This is a genomic window from Dactylosporangium salmoneum, from assembly GCF_039532525.1.
GTDB lineage: Bacteria > Actinomycetota > Actinomycetes > Mycobacteriales > Micromonosporaceae > Dactylosporangium > Dactylosporangium salmoneum.
Map to the genome: position 1 here is coordinate 41188 of NZ_BAAARV010000092.1, position 15909 is coordinate 57096.

General features: G+C 71.9%; 14 protein-coding genes and 1 tRNA gene. 11 read left to right on the forward strand and 4 right to left on the reverse strand.

The window, feature by feature from the left end; translation table 11 throughout:
* Positions 1 to 223 precede the first annotated feature (223 nt).
* On the forward strand, positions 224 to 1321 hold the full coding sequence (locus ABD352_RS45760) for a CehA/McbA family metallohydrolase (RefSeq protein WP_344618896.1): 1098 nt from the start codon (positions 224 to 226) through the stop codon (positions 1319 to 1321).
* Here ABD352_RS45760 and ABD352_RS45765 read toward each other — a convergent pair.
* Together ABD352_RS45765 and ABD352_RS45770 are read right to left on the reverse strand one after the other, a co-directional pair.
* A complete protein-coding gene (locus ABD352_RS45765; RefSeq protein WP_344618911.1) occupies positions 1302 to 1904 on the reverse strand; it encodes a TetR family transcriptional regulator in 603 nt (200 codons plus the stop codon). The genes ABD352_RS45760 and ABD352_RS45765 overlap by 20 nt on opposite strands.
* 77 nt (positions 1905 to 1981) lie before the next feature.
* Entirely contained in the window at positions 1982 to 2959 is a 978-nt protein-coding gene (locus tag ABD352_RS45770; protein ID WP_344618897.1) for an acyl-CoA desaturase, read from the reverse strand.
* 244 nt (positions 2960 to 3203) lie between these two features.
* On the opposite strand from ABD352_RS45770, the gene ABD352_RS45775 reads away from it, so the two are divergent.
* From ABD352_RS45775 to cysN, 9 genes are all read left to right on the forward strand, one after another.
* Positions 3204 to 3278: transfer RNA gene (locus ABD352_RS45775), tRNA-Gln, on the forward strand.
* A gap of 10 nt (positions 3279 to 3288) precedes the next feature.
* Positions 3289 to 4794: a bifunctional UDP-N-acetylglucosamine diphosphorylase/glucosamine-1-phosphate N-acetyltransferase GlmU gene (gene glmU, locus ABD352_RS45780; RefSeq protein WP_344618898.1), complete on the forward strand. Its 1506-nt coding sequence runs from the start codon at positions 3289 to 3291 to the stop codon at positions 4792 to 4794.
* A 33-nt stretch (positions 4795 to 4827) separates the two neighbouring features.
* Positions 4828 to 5808, forward strand: a complete 981-nt coding sequence (locus ABD352_RS45785; protein ID WP_344618899.1) for a ribose-phosphate diphosphokinase — start codon at positions 4828 to 4830, stop codon at positions 5806 to 5808.
* Positions 5809 to 6334: 526 nt separating this feature from the next.
* Complete coding sequence (locus tag ABD352_RS45790; RefSeq protein ID WP_344618900.1) at positions 6335 to 6961, forward strand: 50S ribosomal protein L25/general stress protein Ctc; 627 nt, start codon at positions 6335 to 6337, stop codon at positions 6959 to 6961.
* A 73-nt stretch (positions 6962 to 7034) separates the two neighbouring features.
* Positions 7035 to 7622: an aminoacyl-tRNA hydrolase gene (pth, locus tag ABD352_RS45795; RefSeq protein ID WP_344618901.1), complete on the forward strand. Its 588-nt coding sequence runs from the start codon at positions 7035 to 7037 to the stop codon at positions 7620 to 7622.
* Positions 7623 to 7754: 132 nt separating this feature from the next.
* Positions 7755 to 9854, forward strand: a complete 2100-nt coding sequence (locus tag ABD352_RS45800) for an exopolysaccharide biosynthesis polyprenyl glycosylphosphotransferase (protein WP_344618902.1) — start codon at positions 7755 to 7757, stop codon at positions 9852 to 9854.
* Between the two features lies 1 nt (position 9855).
* A complete protein-coding gene (locus ABD352_RS45805; RefSeq protein ID WP_344618903.1) occupies positions 9856 to 10614 on the forward strand; it encodes a 3'(2'),5'-bisphosphate nucleotidase CysQ in 759 nt (252 codons plus the stop codon).
* A 94-nt stretch (positions 10615 to 10708) separates the two neighbouring features.
* Positions 10709 to 11617: a sulfate adenylyltransferase subunit CysD gene (gene cysD / locus ABD352_RS45810; protein WP_344618904.1), complete on the forward strand. Its 909-nt coding sequence runs from the start codon at positions 10709 to 10711 to the stop codon at positions 11615 to 11617.
* Entirely contained in the window at positions 11618 to 12895 is a 1278-nt protein-coding gene (cysN, locus tag ABD352_RS45815; RefSeq protein ID WP_344618905.1) for a sulfate adenylyltransferase subunit CysN, read from the forward strand.
* A gap of 3 nt (positions 12896 to 12898) precedes the next feature.
* Here the strand turns inward: cysN and ABD352_RS45820 are convergent, their stop codons facing one another.
* Positions 12899 to 13717 carry a hemolysin family protein gene (locus ABD352_RS45820; RefSeq protein ID WP_425553926.1) on the reverse strand — a complete coding sequence of 273 codons (819 nt, stop codon included), beginning with the start codon at positions 13715 to 13717 and terminating at the stop codon, positions 12899 to 12901.
* An 86-nt stretch (positions 13718 to 13803) separates the two neighbouring features.
* Here ABD352_RS45820 and galE point away from each other — a divergent pair, with 86 nt between their 5' ends.
* Positions 13804 to 14778, forward strand: a complete 975-nt coding sequence (galE, locus tag ABD352_RS45825) for a UDP-glucose 4-epimerase GalE (RefSeq protein WP_344618907.1) — start codon at positions 13804 to 13806, stop codon at positions 14776 to 14778.
* A gap of 56 nt (positions 14779 to 14834) precedes the next feature.
* On the opposite strand, the gene ABD352_RS45830 is transcribed toward galE, so the two are convergent.
* A partial coding sequence (locus ABD352_RS45830; protein ID WP_486303855.1) for a sialidase family protein occupies positions 14835 to 15909 on the reverse strand: 1075 nt, incomplete at its 5' end.

The following is a 15909-nucleotide window of genomic DNA, read 5'->3' on the forward strand; positions in this document are numbered from 1 at the left end:
CGCCTGCCGCTCTTTCTGTTGGCGGCCGGGCCGTTTTGCACGAAATGTCGGGCGCTGGCGCGCCACGACATTTCGGACTTATAACCTGACGGGGTATAAATCCGATAAGTCGCGGCGCGGAGCGCCCGACTTATCGCTTCGGCGGTCTTTGTCGGAGTTCTGGTCGCCGTTGCTTCGCCGGGCGTTCGCCGGGGGCTCGACTTCGTCGTGTTCGCTTGGGGGCGTGGGAGCCTCGACCCTGCTGATCGACGGTGACGGGGCGGCGCACGGCCCCGGCGAGCTCCTGCTCCACGCCGATCTGCACAACCACACGGCGCTGTCCGACGGGGACGGCGCGGCCGAGGACGCGTTCGCCTCGATGCGGGCCGCGGGGCTGGACGTGGCGGCGCTGACCGACCACGCGTACGGGCCGGTCGAGCCGGCCAAGACCATCGACGAGGACGGGTGGCGGCGGCTCGGCGAGCTCGCCGACGGGGCCGACGAGCCGGGGGCGTTCGTGGCCGTGCGCGGGTTCGAGTGGTCCAGCACGTCGCTCGGGCACATGAACGTGTGGGGCGGGGCGCGCTGGGTCGAGCCGCTGCCGCAGCAGGGGTTGCCGGCCGTGCTCGCGCTCCACGACTGGCTGGCGGCGGGGGACGAGCTGGCCGGGTTCAACCATCCGGGGCGGGAGCGGGGGCGGTTCGGCGCGTTCCGGTACGACGCCCGCCTCGCCGGACGCATGGTCGCGCTCGAGCTGTTCAACCGCGACGAGGACTACCTCTTCGAAGGAGACGTCTCGCCGCTGGTCGAGTGCCTGGACGCCGGCTGGCGGGTCGGCGTGGTCGGGGTGACCGACGAGCACCGGACGGGCTGGGGCTTCCATACGGGGCTCGGGCGGACCGGGCTCTGGGCGCCCGAGCGCAGCCGGGCCGGGGTCCGGGCGGCCATGCTGGGGCGGCGCATGTTCGCCACCCGGGAGCGCGGCCTGAGCGTCGACGCGACCATGGACGGCGCGGCGATGGGGGGCACCGTGCGGTACCACGGCGGCATCGCGACCATCGTCGTGGACTTCGCGGCGCCGCCCGAGTGGGCCGGGCACACCCTCCGGCTGCAGGCGCTGCAGTCCGGGCGCCCGATGCCGGCGGTGGTGGCCGAGCGGGACTTCCGGGTCGGGGCGCCGGTCGCGCTGCGGACCCCGCTGGCCGAGGGGGACTGGGTGGTACTGCGCATCAGCGACCCGGCCGAGCCCGCCGACCCGCGGGCCGAGGCCCTGGAGGGCTTCCGCTCGGCCGGCCGCAGCGTCGCCTACCTGAGCCCGTTCTTCATTTCCCGGACCGGGTGACCAGGGTCGGCTTGCCTTCCATGTTGGACAGGCCGTTCCACGCCAGGTTGACCAGGTGCGCGGCCACGACCTCCTTCTTGGGCTTGCGCACCTCCAGCCACCACCGGCCGGTGAGCGCGACCATGCCGACCAGCGCCTGGGAGTACAGCTCGGCGAGCTTGGGGTCGAAGCCCCGGCGCTTGAACTCGGCGCCGAGGATGTGCTCGGCCTGGTGGGCCACGTCGTTGAGCACGCTCATGAAGTTGCCGGTCGGCGACATCACCGGCGACTCGCGCACGAGGACCCGGAAGCCGTCGGTCTCCGCCTCGATGTAGTCCAGGAGGGCCAGCGCGGCCTGCTCGAGCAGCTCGTGCGGGTGGCCGGCGGTCAGCGCGTTGGTGATCCGATCCAGCAGCGAGCGGACCTCGCGGTCCACCACCACCGCGTAGAGGCCCTCCTTGCCGCCGAAGTGCTCGTAGACCACCGGCTTGGAGACCTTCGCCCGCGACGCCACCTCCTCGATGGAGGTGGCGTCGAAGCCCCGTTCGGCGAAGAGCGCGCGGCCGATGGAAATGAGCTGCTCGCGGCGCTGGGCGGAGGACATCCGCACCCGCGACTTGGTCGAGATCGACGGCGGCGGGGTGGGTGGCCTCGGCTGTTCGTCGTCCTCCGGGCGCTCGGTCACCCGTTCATCGTGCCAGCCCCGACGCGCTTGGCGTCGAGCCGGTCGCGCTTCGGCCAGCGGACGTCGGTCGCCCAGCCCAGCTTCTCGAAGATCCAGATGAGGCGCGCATTGATGTCGATCTGGCCCCGGTCCACCCCGTGGCGGGCACAGGTGGGGTCGGCGTGGTGCAGGTTGTGCCAGCTCTCGCCGAAGGACAGGATCGCCAGCGGCCAGAAGTTGCTGGCCCGGTCGCCGTCGCGGGTCTCGAACGGGCGCTCGCCGTACACATGGCAGATCGAGTTGATCGACCAGGTGACGTGGTGCAGCAGGCCGATGCGGATGAGGCCGGCCCAGAAGAACGCCGACAGCGCGCCCTGCCACGACCAGGTGACCAGGCCGGCGATGATCGCGGGCAGGGTGGCCGACAGGGTGACGATCAGCGGGAACGCCTTGTCGATGCGCCGGATGTCCTTGTCGGCCACCAGGTCGGGGGCGAAGCGCTCGCGGTTGCTCAGCTCGCGGAAGAACAGCCAGCCCACGTGGGCGTAGAACAGGCCCTTCACCAGGCCGCCGAAGGACTCCCCGAAGCGCCACGGCGAGTGCGGGTCGCCCTCGCGGTCGGAGAACGCGTGGTGGCGGCGGTGGTCGGCGACCCACTGCGTCGGCTCGCCCTCGATCGCGGTGCTGCCGGCAATGGTGAGCGCGATGCGCAGGCCGCGGTTGGCCTTGAAGGAGCCGTGGGTGAGGTAGCGGTGGAATCCGGTCCCGATGCCCAGGCCGCCGATGACGTAGAACACGAGGCCGAGGACGACGTCGAGCCAGCTCAGGCCCCATCCCCAGGCGACCGGGACGGCGGCCACCAGCGCGACGAACGGCAGGACCACGAAGGCCCACAAGGCCACGATGATGCCGGGGTTCTGCTTGCCCTCGGTGAGTGGCTTCGGCCCGCGATCGGGGCTGTCGCTGTGCGCGGGGTCAAGGACCGAAACGGACATGGCACCTCTCAAGGAAGTCGTCACCGGCGGGGGCTACGCCTACGTCACCGTAACTTACGGGGGCGTAGGTTGGCCATACGAAGCCCGTGTCAAGTCGATTACCCGTCGCTTCGTGTGATCTTCGTCGGTCCTTTGCCCTGACAGGATCGGCTGAACCGTGCCGAGGGTGAGACAAGGTGAGGGAACGTTGCCCTGGGGGCAAAAGGGATCGACGCGCAAGTTAGGCTTCGAGGGCGCGCGCGATTGGGGTGTGGGGTAACGGCAGCCCGCAGGCCTTTGGAGCCTCGCAGTCCTGGTTCGAATCCAGGCACCCCAGCCACCTGACTACGATGAGGCGCACCGACACCGTCGAGGAGCCCTCCGTGAGAAACGTGATCATCCTGGCCGCCGGCGAAGGCAAGCGGATGAAGTCGTCGGTTCCCAAAGTCCTGCACCCCCTGCTCGGCCGCACGCTGCTCGGGCATGTGCTGGCCGCCGCCGAGCCGTTCCTGGAGAGCGGCACGGTGACGGTGGTGGTGGGGCACGGGGGCGACCAGGTCCGCGAGCACCTCGCCCGGGTGGCCCCCGAGGCGGTGCCGGTCACCCAGACCGAGCAGCGGGGGACCGGGCACGCCGTGCGCATCGCGCTGGACGCCAGCCCCGAGCTGTCCGGCACCGTGGTGGTGCTCAACGGCGACATCCCCCTGCTGCGGGCCGAGACCCTGGCCGCGCTGGTGCACGCCCACGAGACCGCCCAGGCGTCGGCCACCGTGCTGACGGCCGAGGTCGACAACCCCACCGGCCTCGGGCGGATCGTGCGCAACGCGGGCGGCGAGTTCGCGGCCATCGTCGAGGAGCGCGACGCGACGCCCGAGCAGCGGGCCGTCCGCGAGATCAACTCGGGCGCCTACGTCTTCGAGGCGGCCGCGCTGCGGGAGATGCTCGGGAAGCTCTCCACGAACAACGACCAGGGTGAGGAGTACCTCACCGACGTCATCGGCATGCTGGCCGCGGCCGGCGCCCCGATCGTCGCGCACCGCGCCCCCGACGCCACCGAGACCCTCGGCGCCAACGACCGGGCGGAGCTGGCCGGCCTGCGGGCGCTCATGCGCGACCGGATCAACGACGAGTGGATGAAGGCCGGGGTGGCCATCATCGACCCGGCCACCACCTGGATCGACGTGACCGTGACGCTCGAGCGCGACGCGGTGATCGAGCCCAACACCCACCTGCGCGGGGCGACCAGCATCGGCGAGGCCGCCGTGATCGGCCCCGACACCTCGCTCATCGACGTGGTGGTCGGCCCGGGCGCCGCGGTCGTGCGCACCCACGCCGTCTCCTCCGAGATCGGCCCGCAGGCCTCCGTCGGACCCTTCGCCTACCTGCGTCCCGGCTCCCAGCTGGGTCGCAAGTCGAAGGTCGGCACGTTCGTGGAGACCAAGGCGGCGACCCTCGGCGAGGGGGCCAAGGTTCCGCACCTGTCCTACGTCGGCGACGCCACCATCGGCGAGCACACCAACATCGGTGCGGCCACCGTCTTCGTCAACTACGACGGTGTGCGCAAGCAGCGCTCGGTGATCGGTGCCCACGCGCGCACCGGCGCGGACAACATGTTCGTCGCCCCGGTGCACGTGGGCGACGGCGCCTACACCGCCGCCGGCAGTGTGATCGTCAAGGACGTCCCGGCCGGTGCGCTCGGCGTTTCCCGCGCCACGCAGCGCAACATCGACGGCTGGGTCGAGCGCAAGCGGGCCGGCACCGCCGCGGCCGAGGCGGCCAAGGTGGCCCGAGCACGTGAAGAAAACCACGCCGAGGCCGGTCAGGTGGCTGAATCGAGTCCACGCGACGAACAATGAGCGCAACGACGAGATCGGGAGCGGACGACCCCAATGGCCAGCATTAGTTCGGAGAACCGCAAGAACCTCATGCTCTTCTCCGGCCGGGGTTTCCCCGCGCTGGCCGAGGAGATCGGCGCCGTGCTCGGGGTGGACCCGACCCCGATGGACGCCTACGACTTCGCCAGCGGTGAGATTTTCATCCGGTACCGCGAGTCAGTCCGCGGTTCGGACGCGTTCGTGGTCCAGTCGATGGTCTCGCCGATCAACGACTGGCTGATGGAGACGCTGATCATGGTCGACGCGCTCAAGCGCGGTTCGGCCAAGCGCACCACGGTCGTGCTGCCGTTCTACCCGTACGCGCGGCAGGACAAGAAGCACCGCGGCCGTGAGCCGATCTCGGCCCGGCTGATCGCCGACCTGCTCAAGACGGCCGGGGCCAACCGGATCCTCACCGTCGACCTGCACACGGCACAGATCCAGGGCTTCTTCGACGGGCCGGTCGACCACCTGTTCGCCATGAACACGCTGGCCGACCACATCGACGCGAAGTACGCGGGGCGGCCGATCACCGTGGTCGCCCCCGACTCCGGCCGGGTGCGGGTGGCGGAGCGCTGGACCGACCGGCTGGGCGGCTGCCCGCTGGCCTTCATCCACAAGACCCGCGACCCCAGCAAGCCCAACCAGGTGGTGGCCAACCGGGTCGTCGGCGAGGTCGAGGGCCGGGTCTGCCTGATCGTCGACGACATGATCGACACCGGCGGCACGATCGTCAGCGCGGCCGACATCCTCTTCAACGAGGGCGCCGCCGACGTCGTGGTCGCCGCCACCCACCCGGTGCTGTCGGACCCGGCCTGCGAGCGGCTCGACGCCAGCCGGATCAGCGAGGTCGTGGTGACCAACACACTGCCGCTGCCGGCCGACCGCAAGGTGGAGAAGATCACCCAGCTGTCCATCGCCCCGCTGCTGGCCCGCGCCATCCGCGAGGTATTCGACGACGGCTCCGTAACGACCCTTTTCGGTGGTCTGTCGTAATTCCCGCAATAAGAACCACCCCCCTGTAACCCAGCCACCCCGGCCGGGCCGGTCCTCCGGCCCGGCCGGTCCCGTCCGGGCAGGTCCTCTGGCCAAGGCCAGTCCTCCGGCCGCGCCCAGAGCACGACGAACCCGCACATTTCCGACAAGAGCGAGCACGTGTGCCAGGGGGTGTGGGTGGGCGGAGCCCCCCACTTGGAGCGAAGCGACGGCAGCTCAGCGTGATTCGCGCAACCGGGCGGGGAGGGTGTTAGAGAGCCCCCCAGGCTTTGGGTAAGATAGTGCGGTTGCCACGGCGAGGGTGCTCCCACGGGCCGGGCGTGCGGTTCCTGTGTGACCGCCGGGTGGTTGCCACCCCGGCGGCCACACAGGAACCGGCATGACGGCCGAGCGGGCTCCGTGATCGACGCGGTGCTCCGGGCTGCTTGTGCCCCGTGCGCCCCCTCGCCCGAGCGCCGCACCAAGACAAACTGTTACCGGTCGCGCCGGCCGGTGCCCGCCGCACAACCGCATCAGGAGTTTTGTCGTGTCCGAGGTAAAGATCAGCGCCGAGCCCCGCACCGAGTTCGGCAAGGGTGGTGCCCGCCGCACGCGCCGGGCCGGCAAGGTGCCCGCCGTGCTGTACGGCCACGGCGAGAAGCCCCGCCACATCGCCCTCCCCGCCCGTGAGTTCGCCGCGGCGATCCGCCACGGCGGCATGACCCAGGTCTTCAACATCGAGATCTCCGACGGCAGCGCCGCCCTGGCCCTGCCGAAGGCCATCCAGCGTGACCCGATCAAGGACACCTTCGACCACGTGGACCTGCTCGTGGTCCGCCGCGGCGAGAAGGTCACCGTCGACATCCCGGTCCAGCTGACCGGCGAGGCGGCCCGCGACACGCTGATCATGCACGAGAGCAGCACGCTGTCCGTCCTGGCCGACGCGACCAAGCTGCCCGACCACCTCGAGGCCTCGATCGAGGGCCTGGAGGCGGGTAGCCACGTCACCGCCGCGGACGTCCAGCTCCCGGCCGGCGTCGAGCTCGCCGCCGACAGCGAGCTGGTCATCGCGGTCGTCACCGTGGCGCCGACCGGGGCCGTCGAGGCCGAGGGCGCCGAGGCCGAGGGTGCCGAGGCTGGCGCCGAGGCCGAGTCCGCCGCCGCCGAGGCCTGATCAATCCGTAACGAGTGAGGCCGCGGATCGCCGGGAACGGCGGCCGCGGCCTTCATCGTGTGAGGAGGCACGCGTGACGGACGCCGCTCCGTGGCTGGTCGTCGGCCTGGGCAACCCCGGGCCGGAGTACGCCCGGCACCGCCACAACGTCGGCTTCATGGTCGTGGACCTGCTCGCGCAGCGGGCCGGCCTGCGCTTCGGCAAGCACCGCCGGGTGGTCGCCGACGTGGCCGAGGGCCGGCTGCGCGTCGGCGGCCCGCGCCTGGTGCTGGTCAAGCCGCTGACCTTCATGAACCTCTCGGGCGGCCCGGTGGCCGGGCTGGCCCAGTTCTACAAGGTGCCGCGGGAGCAGATCATCGCGGTACACGACGAGCTGGACATCCCCTGGACCCAGCTGCGCCTCAAGCAGGGCGGCGGCGAGGGCGGGCACAACGGCCTGCGCTCGATGTCGAGCTCGCTGGGCGGCAAGGACTACCTGCGGGTGCGCTTCGGCATCGGCCGCCCGCCGGGCCGGCAGAACCCCGCCGACTTCGTCCTGTCCGACTTCTCGTCGGTCGAGCGCAAGGAGCTCGACTTCTTCGTGGACCGGACCGCGGACGCGGTCGAGATGATAATCGACCAGGGCCTGGAGGCGGCCCAGAACCGGTATCACGCGGACTGAACATCGCGGTCATCCATCGACCGAACGTACTGTTCCGCTCGTCCCGCCCCGCGCGGTGTCGTGACGAATGTCCGACTTGCACGTTGTACTCAAGGTTGCACCGTAAGGAACGGTTCCCCTTGAGGAGGCGGCGTGGCGATCGACAGCGGGCGAGCTCGGGAAGGCTTTCACCGGCCGGCCCACCTCCGCCGCGAGGACCGCCCCGGCACCGCCCGCCGCGAAGAGCACGCCGTCGCGGCCCGCCGCGAGGAGCGCCCGGGCGCGGCCCGCCGCGAGGAGCACACCGCTGTTGCCCGCCGCGAGGAGCGAACGGGTGCGGCCCGCCGCGGGGAGCACACCGCTGTTGCCCGCCGCGAGGAGCGCACCGTTGCCGCCCGCCGCGAGGAGCGCGCCCCGAACGTCCGCCGCGAGGAGCGCCCGCCGTCCCAGCAGCGCGCGCTCGCCCCGGACGACCAACCGGGCAGCCCAGGCGGGCGGCCCGCCGCCCCCGCGGCCGGGACCGCGCCGACGTCCCCCGCCCAGCGGCCGGCCGCCGACCCGATCGTGCACCAGCCGGCCCCGGTCTACGGCCGCCCGGCCGCCCCGGCCCGCGGCCGCCGCCCCAGCCCCGCGACCGGCCCCCGCCTCGGAAACCGCCGTTCGCATGCCGGGCGGCCCGCCCGGGCGCGGGTCGCGGCCCCGGTTTCGCCGGCGCCGGGCCCGGTCCCGCCGGCCGAGGTCGATCCGGAGCTCGCCGCCCAGGTCGAGGACGCCGTCCAGGGCAGCACCCCCTTCGTCAGGACGCGCGACCCGAAGCCGGCCGTCGCGCCCGAGCCGGGGCGCGCGTCCCGGCACCGGGCGCGGTGGGCGTGGGAGGGGCGCTACCTGCGCACCCTGCTCGTGCTGGACTTCGCGATCGGCCTGATCGCGGGCGGCGTCGCCTTCCAGGCCCGCTTCTCCAACGGCCTCACGACGTACAACCGCTGGTACGTGCTGCTGTCGGCGCTCCTGCCGATCGCGTTCACCGCGAGCCTCGCCGCCAACCGGGCGTACGAGAAGCGGTACCTCTTCGTCGGCACCGACGAGTACCAGCGCGTGCTGCGCGCCGGCCTGGCCCTGACCGCCGCCGCCGTGTTCGTGGCCTACGCGACCGAGACCCGCATCGCCCGCGGCTGGTTCGTGATCGCCCTGCCGCTGGTCACGTTCGCCTGCCTGCTGGCCCGGTTCGTCCTGCGCAAGCTGCTGCACCGGGCCCGCAAGCGCCGGGGCGCCTGCATGCGCCGGGTGGTGGTGGTCGGTCACGAGCTCGCCGTCGAGGCCATGGCGCGGCAGTTGCACCGCGAGCGGTACCACGGCCTGAAAGTCGTCGGCGCGTGCCTGCCCACCGCCGGCGAGGTCGCCGACGTGCCGGTCCTGGGCACCTTCGACGAGATCGCGGCCGCGGTCCGCCGGGCGCGGGCCGACACCGTGCTCGTCCTGTCCTGCCCGGAGCTGGACGGCCACGCCCTGCGCCGGCTGGCCTGGCACCTCGAGCGCGACGACATCGACCTGATCGTGGCCAGCACCCTGATCGACGTGGCCGGCAGCCGCACGACGATCCGCCCCGTGGACGGCCTGCCGATGCTGCACGTCGAACACCCGACCCTGACCGGGGCCCGTCGATTGGTCAAGTCCTTCGTCGATCGGGTGGGCGCGGCGGTACTCCTGGTGCTCACCAGCCCCTTGTTGGCCTTCTTGTCGCTAGCGGTTCGCGTGGACTCCACCGGCCCGGTACTGTTCCGTCAGGTACGAGTGGGCAAGGACGGTCACGAGTTCGTGATCTTCAAGTTCCGCACTATGCACATCGACGCCGAAGCCCGCCTGGCCGAGCTGCGGCACCTCAACGAAGTCGACGGCGCGCTGTTCAAACTGCGCAACGACCCGCGGGTGACCCGCGTCGGGCGGCTTCTGCGCAAGTTTTCACTCGATGAGCTGCCGCAGTTACTCAATGTGATCGGCGGCAGCATGTCACTGGTCGGGCCCCGCCCGCCGCTGCCCGAGGAGGTCGCCGTGTATCCGGACGACGCTCGGCGCCGGCTGGCGGTGCGGCCCGGGATGACCGGCCTCTGGCAGGTGTCCGGACGGTCGGACCTATCGTGGGACGAAGCGGTCCGCCTCGACCTGCAGTACGTGGAGAACTGGTCCCTTTCCCTGGACCTGGTGATCATGCTGCGGACGTTGAGCGCGGTGACCCGAGGGGCTGGAGCGTACTGAAATGACCGACTTACCACCTGCCACGGACGGTGGGTTCGCCCGCTGGCTTGCCCAGCGCTCCGGCGACCTGTTGCTGAAGCTGCGCGAGGAGATGGGCTACGCCGACCCCGACGCGCTGCGCAAGGCCGGCGACCGGCTCTCGCACGAGTTCCTGGTCGCCCAGCTCGCGCGCTGGCGCCCGGCCGACGCGGTGCTCTCCGAGGAGGGCGCCGACAGCCCGGCCCGGCTGAGCGCCGAGCGCGTCTGGATCGTCGACCCGCTGGACGGCACCCGCGAGTTCGGCGAGGAGGGCCGGGCCGACTGGGCCGTGCACGTGGCCCTCTACGCCGGCCGCCTGGTCGCCGGCGCGGTGGCGCTGCCGGCCCAGCACTGCGTGCTCGGCACCGACGTCCCGCCGCCGTTCCCGCCGATGCCGGGCGTGCTGGGCGAGCCGATCCGGCTGGCCGCCTCCCGCACCCGCCCGCCGGCGCTGCTGGCCGAGCTGGCCGAGAAGCTGCCGATCGAGCTGGTGCCGATGGGCTCGGCCGGTGCCAAGATCGCCGCGGTCATCGACGGGGCGGTCGACGCCTACGTCCACGCGGGCGGCCAGTACGAGTGGGACTCCGCCGCGCCGGTCGCTGTGGCTCTCGCCACGGGTTTGCACGCTTCCCGTATCGACGGGACTACGTTGGAATACAACCAGCCCGACCCCCGCCTGCCCGACCTGGTGGTGTGTCGGAAGGCATTGGCGCCGCAACTGCTGGCCGCGATCAACAGCTGAAAGGTCCTCGCCGACTCATGAGCGGTACGAAGCAGAGCGGAGTGGCCGCTCGTCAGGTAAGAAGCCTCGAGTCCAGTGAAGCGGAGGTGCTCGCGTGAGCCGCGTGCCCTACCGCGTCTCCCATCTGGACGCGCTCGAGGCCGAGAGCCTCTTCATCATGCGCGAGGTGGTCGCCGAGTTCGAGCGGCCCGTGCTGCTGTTCTCCGGCGGCAAGGACTCGATCGTGATGCTCCGGCTGGCCGAGAAGGCGTTCGCGCCGGGCCGGATTCCTTTCCCGGTCATGCACGTGGACACCGGTCACAACTTCCCCGAGGTCCTGCAGTACCGGGACCGGCGGGTGAACGAGCTCAACGTCCAGCTGATCGTGGCCAGCGTGCAGGAGGCGATCGACTCCGGCATGGTCCGCGAGGCGCCCGACGGCACGCGCAACCGGATCCAGACGCCGGTGCTGCTCGACGCGGTGGAGAAGTACCGCTTCGACTCCCTCTTCGGCGGGGCGCGGCGGGACGAGGAGAAGGCGCGCGCCAAGGAGCGGGTGTTCAGCTTCCGCGACGACTTCGGCCAGTGGGACCCGCGCAACCAGCGGCCCGAGCTGTGGGCGCTGTACAACGCGCGGATCGCCTCCGGCGAGTCGATCCGGGTCTTCCCGCTGTCCAACTGGACCGAGCTGGACGTGTGGCACTACATCGCCCGCGAGAACATCGACCTGCCCAGCATCTACTACGCCCACGACCGCGAGGTCGTCGACCGCGGCGGGATGCTGTATGCGATCAACGAGTTCCTGCCGCTCAAGGCCGGGGAGACGCCGTTCGTCGAGCAGGTGCGCTACCGGACCGTCGGCGACGCCAGCTGCACGGCGGCCGTGCGCAGCGACGCCGACACGATCGACAAGGTCATCGACGAGGTGGCGGCGACCCGGATCACCGAGCGGGGCGCGACCCGGGGCGATGACAAGGTGAGCGAGGCGGCGATGGAAGACCGCAAGCGTGAGGGGTACTTCTAGATGACCGCCGTGATCGAACGCCAGATGGACCTGCTTCGCTTCGCCACCGCCGGCTCGGTCGACGATGGCAAGTCGACGCTGATCGGGCGGCTGCTGTACGACTCGAAGGCCATCTTCGAGGACCAGCTGGAGGCCGTCGAGGCGACGTCCCGCTCGCGCGGCGACGAGTACACCAACCTCGCGCTGCTCACCGACGGCCTGCGGGCCGAGCGGGAGCAGGGGATCACGATCGACGTGGCGTACCGATACTTCGCCACGCCCCGCCGCAAGTTCATCATCGCCGACACGCCCGGGCACATTCAGTACACCCGGAACATGGTCACCGGGGCGTCGACCGCCGACCTCGCGCTGATCCTCGTCGACGCCCGCAAGGGCCTGGTCGAGCAGTCCCGCCGGCACGCCTTCCTGTGCTCGCTGCTGCGGGTGCCGCACCTGGTGCTCTGCGTGAACAAGATGGACCTGGTCGACTACTCGCAGGAGGTCTTCGAGCGGATCGCGGACGAGTTCACCTCGTTCGCCGCCAAGCTCGAGGCGCCCGACCTGACGGTCATCCCGATCTCCGCCCTGCACGGCGACAACCTGGTCAGCCGCAGCGAGAACATGCCCTGGTACGAGGGGCCCTCCCTGCTGCACCACCTGGAGCACGTGCACATCGCCTCCGACCGCAACCTCGTCGACGTGCGGTTCCCGGTGCAGTACGTGATCCGCCCGCAGTCCACCACGGTGTCGGACTACCGCGGCTACGCCGGCCAGATCGCCAGCGGCGTGATGAAGCCCGGCGACGAGGTCATGGTGCTGCCGTCCGGCTTCACCACCCGGATCACGCACATCGAGACGGCCGACGGCGAGCTGACCGAGGCCTACCCGCCGATGTCGGTGACCATCCGGCTGGCCGACGAGATCGACATCGCCCGGGGCGACATGATCTGCCGGCCCCACAACGCGCCGGCCGTCGCCCAGGACATCGAGGCGATGATCTGCTGGATGGACGAGACCCGCCCGCTCACCGTGGGCGGCAAGTACGCCATCAAGCACACCACCCGCTCGGCCCGCACGGTGGTCCGCGGGCTGCAGTACCGGCTGGACGTCAACACGCTGCACCGGGACGACTCGGCGACCCAGCTCGCGCTCAACGAGATCGGCCGCGTGAAGCTGCGCACGACGGTGCCGCTGCTGGCCGACGAGTACCGGCGCAACCGCACCACCGGCGGCTTCATCATCATCGACGAGTCGACCAACCGCACGGTCGGCGCCGGGATGATCATCGAGGCCGGCTGAGGTCTACGACGGCTGGCGCGGCGGGGGAACCGGCCGCGCCACCGCGATCCGGGCCACCCGGCGCCCCTCCACCGTGCTCACCCGCAGCTGCCAGCCGTCGTGGCGCACGTGGTCGCCGACCGCCGGCACCCGGCCCAGCCGCGCCATGAGGAAGCCGGCCACCGTCTCGTAGGGGCCGCTCGGCAGCGCCAGCCCGACGCGCTCGGCCAGGTCGGCGAGGTTGAGCCGGCCGTCGACCTCGTCCACCCGGGGCGGGGCGGGCGGCGCGTCGTACTCGTCGTGGATCTCCCCGACGAGCTCCTCGATCAGGTCCTCGAGGGTCACGATGCCGGCCGTGCCGCCGTACTCGTCGACGACGACGGCCAGGTGATGGCCCTCCCGCCGCATCTCCGACAGCGCGGCGAGCACCCGCTTGCTGGCCGGCAGCCGCTTTACCTCGCGCGTGAGGTGGCGCAGCGTGACGGCCGGGTCGACGACCGGCGGCAGGGTCAGGTCGCGCACGTGGACGAAGCCGAGGACGTCGTCCGGGTCGCCGTCGATCACCGGGAAGCGGGAGTGCGTGGCCCGTCCCACGGCGCAGATGGCGTCGGGGACGGTCAGCGACGCGTCGAGGAAGACCACGTCGGTGCGCGGCACCATCAGCTCGCGCACGTGCGCCGTGCCCGAGCTCACCGTGATGAGGGTGCGCAGCTCGGCCTCGGATATCCGGGCGGCGGCCGGGGTAGCGTGACCGTAAAGGCGCTCAGCCCAGCGGCTCAGCAGGGCGGCCACAGCCTGCCGTATGGTTCCGGGGCCATTCTGATGCTGGCCGGGCTCCGGCATGACACAAAGTGTAGGCGGCCCGCTCCCGCACGTTCATGGGCGACGTGTAAATTTGTTGGAACACGTCGATTTTTGGGGAGGTTTTCGTGAAGCTGCTCGTCACCGGGGGTGCCGGCTACATCGGCAGTATCGTCACCGCACTGCTGCTGGATGCCGGCCACGAGGTGGTGGTGCTCGACGATCTCTCCACCGGGCACGCCGAGGCGGTGCCGTCCGGGGCCCGGTTCGTGCGCGGCCGGGTGCACGACGCGATCGGCGAGGTCCTCGTGCCGTCCGAGGGCTTCGAGGGTGTACTGCACTTCGCCGCCTTCATCGCGGCGGGGGAGAGCGTGCAGCGGCCGGAGAAGTACTGGGACAACAACGCGATCGGCACCCTGCGCCTGCTCGAGGCCATGCGCGCGGCCGACGTGCGGCGCCTGGTGTTCTCCTCCACGGCCAACGTGTACGGCGACCCCGACGAGGTGCCGATCCCGGAGACGGCCGCGGTCCGTCCGCCCAACCCCTATGCGACCTCCAAGCTCGCCGCCGACCACGCGCTGACCGGCTACGCGACGGCCCACGGGCTGGCCGCGGTCAGCCTGCGGTACTTCAACGTCGCCGGCGCCCTGCGCCGCCCCGACGGCTCGATGATCGGCGAGCGGCACGACCCGGAGACGCACCTCATCCCGATCGCGCTGCAGGTCGCGGCCGGCCGCCGGGAGAAGCTGCAGCTCTTCGGCGACGACTACGAGACCTTCGACGGCACCAACATCCGCGACTACATCCACGTCGCCGACCTGGGCGCGGCGCACCTGCTGGCGCTGTCCACCATGGACGGGCCGGGGCACCGGGTCTACAACCTCGGCAACGGGACCGGGTTCTCCAACCGGCAGGTGGTCGAGGTGGTGCGGGAGGTCACCGGGCACGCGATCCCGGTCGAGATGGCGCCGCGGCGGCCCGGCGACCCCGCGCAGCTGGTCGCGTCGTCGGAGAAGGCGAAGCGGGAGCTGCGCTGGACTCCCCAGCACCCGGAGCTGGCCACCATGGTCGCCGACGCCTGGGACTTCATGCAGCACGCCTGATCAGGCACTCCGATCAGCCGGGCACGCCGTGCCCGGCTGATCGCGTTCATCGGCCGCTACTGGGCGTTGATCTTCTGCCAGGTCGAGCCGTCGACCGAGAACGCGGTGTAGATGGAGTACATCTGATAGGCCACGTAGCCGGCCTGCGTGCGGGCCAGCCGAAGGGTCGGGTGCAGCCCCTCCAGGCGGTGCCACGACGCGCCGCCGTCCGCGGAGACCAGCCAGTGGCCGTACCCGTCGACGATCAGGAGCCGGCCGTCGAGCAGCGGCACGGCGTCGCCGCCGATGGTGGCCTGGCCCGCGGTCGGGTGTACGGCGCCGAAGGTAGCCCCGCCGTCCACCGACCGGGCCACCGCCAGCAGGTGGTCCACCCCGGCGGTGGCATCCGGCGGGCTCACCACGGTGGCGAACACGGTCCGGCCCAGCATCGCCGCCCGCGCGTAGGCGTTGGCGGGGAAGCCCGGGAAGGCGTGCACCGCCCAGGTGGCCCCGCCGTCCCGGCTCACGGCGAGCGCCGGGCGCCCGTCCGCGTCGCGGCCGCCGACCCACCACGCGCCGTCGCCGCCGCGCACCGGCGACCACCAGCAGGCGGTGATCGGCGGCTGGGCCGGGACGGGGGCGAGGGCGTCGCCGGCGACCGCGGCCGTGGCGGCGCCGCACCCGCTGCCGAGCGGCAGGAGCCGGGCGGTGCCGGAGGGCGCGGCCGGCGGGCCGGGCGGGGTCGCCACCGGCGCGCTCCAGTGCTCCCCGTCGACGCTGCTCGCCCGGCTGTAGGCCGGGGCGGGGCCGACGATCGTCACGCCGGCCGGGCCGGCCGCGAGCGTGGGCACCCCGGCGATCGGTGAGGGCAGGGTGTGCCAGGTCCGCCCGCCGTCGGTGGTGGCGCTGACCCAGGCGTGGCAGCAGTCGGCGGTGAGCAGGAAGCCCCGGTCGGCGTCGAGGAACTCGGCGGCGCGGATCGACCCGGGAAGGTCGCGCGGCGCCTCGGGCAGGCCCTCGATGGTGATCCCCTCGGCGCTCCAGGTCTGGCCCGGTTCGGCCGCCGACGCGGCGACCACCGGCGGCGGGGAGCCGCGGCCGCGCAGCGCGGTCAGCGCCGTCCCGGCGACCGCGAGGACGGCCAGCGCGGCC